At 34.2% G+C, this 3,924-nt stretch carries 1 protein-coding gene and 2 pseudogenes; all 3 read right to left on the bottom strand.

Annotated features, from left to right (window positions below; all coding sequences use genetic code 11):
• A pseudogene (locus QZ334_RS07395) lies at positions 1 to 320 on the bottom strand (hypothetical protein); the annotation flags it as partial.
• Between the two features lie 32 nt (positions 321 to 352).
• Positions 353 to 3,580, bottom strand: coding sequence for a type I restriction endonuclease subunit R (locus tag QZ334_RS07390; RefSeq protein WP_295233251.1), 3,228 nt, complete (start codon positions 3,578 to 3,580; stop codon positions 353 to 355).
• 1 nt (position 3,581) lies between these two features.
• Positions 3,582 to 3,924, bottom strand: a pseudogene (locus QZ334_RS07385) (restriction endonuclease subunit M); the annotation flags it as partial.

Below are 3,924 nucleotides of genomic sequence, written 5' to 3'. Positions count from 1 at the left end.
GGCATATGTCCAAGCCATACCGATGACATACCGACTTCTTCTGGTGTTTCAGATGAGGTGGTAAATAATACATCCCCGTATTTCACCTCATTTTGTGTTGTATCTATTTCTACTTTATCAGTCATAGTTATATCTGAGACTGTATTTTGAAATACATTTAAATATGTAATATATTGTGCCTCACCATGCCCAAAGTCTTCTTTCGTTTTACCTGATAATCCGGTATATGTTGAGCCAATACTACCTAACTTACGCTGTTCCCAATCTTCAGTAAATCCCGGAAATCGTAATTTAGGTACTCTCCGTTTTTCTTTACTCATCATAACCTCGCTTTTCTTTTATCATAACAACACTACCTTTCATTAACATAAGAATCTGCAAATTTATATAAAGCTGCCACAAGTTCATTACCATATTTAATTTTATTAAGGCTTACAATATCCGCATCTTGTGCTTTTGCTTGATATTCTGCACGTGCATCTTTTTTTAGCTTACTAATTCTACCAGTACTATCTAAATCCTGTTTACCAGCCGTATGTCGAGAAAATAGATCTAATATTTCGTCATTACTAATAACATCAATGATTCCCCATTTTAAGCGGAAATCAAAAATATCATCTTTCATAATCATCGTATTTACATCATCGATGACTTCCAAACTAGTTAACTTTACAGGATATTGGATTTCTTTTCCTTCTGGTGGATACGTGCCTTTATAGATTGCATCAACTGCATTATTGATTTGTTTTGCATATTGACGATCATCTAAAGCCATTGCAAAATCACTAATTTTTTCACGATAATCTGCAGCAGCATCCATACGGTTTTCATGAACAGCATTCATTAATGCTTCAATCAATTCAGTGAGATAATCATAGTTAACACTAATTTGTTTTACATGTATCATGCGTAGTTCAATTTGAGCAACTGGTACATCATGATTTTCAGCAATACGTTCTTTTAAGTCGTTATACAAAGATGTGGTTAACATTTCTTCTTGTTCAGGTGTCATCCCAAGCAATGTAACAAGTTCATCTGGATTATCATAATCAAATCCGATGTCTTCTCCATTAACAACATCTGGATCATATTGTTTTAGCTTTGACATTCCAGCACTATATGTACGCATAAGATTAAACATTTCTTCTTGCTTAGCTTCGCTAGCAGGAACTTCTGTAAAATTATCTGTCATATCTGCAAGACGATTTACCACTTGTTTTACTTCTTCAAATTGTTCTTTGAAAGGTTTTGCTAAAACACCAGTATCAATTAATGCCTTTGTATCAACTAATGTTTCTTGTACATCAGCAGAGTGCTTGTTAGCATATATACTTAAGGCTCGGTTCATGAGTTCTTCGTTTTTAGCTGGCCATCTATAATTGACTATACGGCCCCACGGCTTGCCTTGATTATCAGCAATACGATTTGTTCTCGAATACGCCTGGATTAACAATGCATCCTTTAATGTACGATCCACATACAGTGTATTTAGTTGCGGTGCATCAAAACCAGTCAATAATTGATCCACAACGATAACAATATCTAAATACTGCCCATCTTGTGCTGTACGATTTAAGCGTGTTGTTAAATCTTGTGTATAACCTGATACGTCATCTAGTCCAAAGCTCGTACCAAACATTTTATTATAATGTTTCATAGCACGTAATAAACCATCATTTGTAGTTAATTGGTTATCACTATTATTGGTACTCATACTGAAAGTAATACCCACTTTTAACGTTGGTAACCCTTGCTCTACACGTTCTTGATTCACTCTTTCAAATTCATCAAAGTACATTAAGGCCATTGGTGTACTTGCTCTATTCCCACCTACATGTGTAGTAAGCATCGCGTTATAAGCACCATCATTAGAACGATTCCTCCAATTTTTAAAGATATCTTCTACAACCAACTTTACGTGATCTTGATTATTATCATAAAAACTAGGCTCTATCATATCGTCCATATCATTATCAGTAAGATTAGCAATCTTTCGTTCAATATCGAGATCATTCCAATCAGGGTATTTATCTTTATAGAACTTTGGTAGGTATTCAAGTTTCATTTTGTCTTCCGCAATAGTGGTTTCAAAATCCACTTTAAAACCTAATACATTTTTATCTGCAATGGCTTCACGAATAGTATACGCATGTAATAACTTACCAAAGACCTCATGAGTCTTAGTACCTTTTTTACCAACCACCTTATCAAACATAGGTGTTCCTGTATAGCCAACCCAAGCAGCACCTTTAAATACTTTTTGTAAGTCCTCGAAGCTTTCACCACCGGTAGACCTATGGGCCTCATCTACAATAAACACAAAGTTCTTATTAGGTACCACAAAGTCTTTACGATTAATGAGAGTATTTAGTTTTTGTACAGAGGTAACAATGATGCCATACCCTTTTTCATTTAATTTTTTCTTTAACGCTGAAGTATTTTCTGTCCCTCCAACGGTATCGAATTGTTTACCATCAATATCAATAGAACCTTCAGGGTCATACGCTTTATAATTTGCTTCAGTTTGTTTTGTTAATGCGATACGGTCAACGACGAATACTACCTTATCTACATTTGGCATGCGACTTGCTAGCCATGCAGTTTTGAAACTAGTAATCGTTTTACCAGATCCTGTTGTATGCCAAACATAACCTAATTTATTAATTGGTAAATCGAAATCAGCGCGTTTTAATTCATTTAAAACTGCTTTTGTGGCATATACTTGATAAGGGCGCATAACCTTAAGCATTTGTTTATTCTTGGTACCATCAAGAATAGTAAATAATGTAGACATTTGATGCGCCATGGGTATGCTAAGGAACATATCTGCAAAGGTAGTCCAATTACGAACAACCTTGTTATCATTAGGATTTTGCCATTCAAAAGCAAAGTCTTTATTAAACAGATCCGCCGTAGTATTAGCCATATATTTAATTCTATTTGGCGTCATTGCAACTAGAATTTGAACTGTTGAGAAAATATCACTATACTGTTTTTCCTGAATATATTGATGCATTTGATTTAATGCCTCATCTACAGAATGTTTTACAGATTTTTCCTCAATTTGGATAATTGGCAAGCCATTAATGAGTAGTGTTGTATCAAAACGACGTTCTGGGCGACCCGCAATTTGTGGTTCTCTCTTAACTTGGCTAACCACTTGATAAACAGTATTACCTGCCCCAATTTGTTTTTGATCAAATACTGTTAAAAATACATGGCGTCCATCATCTAAATCGACTTCTACTTGGGATACTCCATTAATACCATATAGAAACTGTCCTGCTTGATATGGTGTATACAGTTCATTAATTACCTTTTGAACTTGTTTAAATTCCGTATCACTTAATGGTTGTGTCAGTTGATTTTGATTTAATTGATACAAAATCTTTCGAAAGTTATCCCAAAGAGCCTCTGTTGTTTTTATAGTTGGCTCATATTTCCAAAGTTTACTTTTATAAACTTTCATGTTACCGTAAGCATCCATTGTATCGCCTATTTGATTAGACTTAGCTACATTAGTCACAATCCCAGTTGATAATTGCTCAATTAATTTATTTTCAAATTCTAGCTCTGTCATATTAGTTTACTCCCTGTAACATAATAATTGCTTTACGATATGTGTTATCTGCCACACGCTGTTTTAATGCTTTTAGACGTAATTGTTTAAAATAAATATCCCCCATAATACGTTGTGTTTCAATTGATGGTAGTCTTGGTAACTGTATTTCTTTTAATAAGCTAAGACTATATCGTACAACCTGACTCCCCTGTAAGTTCTGTTTAAACTGCTTTTTAATTTTAGGATTCTCATTAATCAAATAAGCCATATATTTTTTGTCTATTGGTGTATTTAACGGTTCCATTCGAACATAATTTTGAGTAAAAAGATAACCGTCATGATCCTTAGTAACAAGTGTAGCC

The organism is Veillonella sp. (assembly GCF_019414865.1).
In the GTDB taxonomy this organism is placed as follows: domain Bacteria; phylum Bacillota; class Negativicutes; order Veillonellales; family Veillonellaceae; genus Veillonella.
Note: the sequence above shows the minus strand (reverse complement) of the source record. Positions and strands in the feature narration are given on the sequence as shown.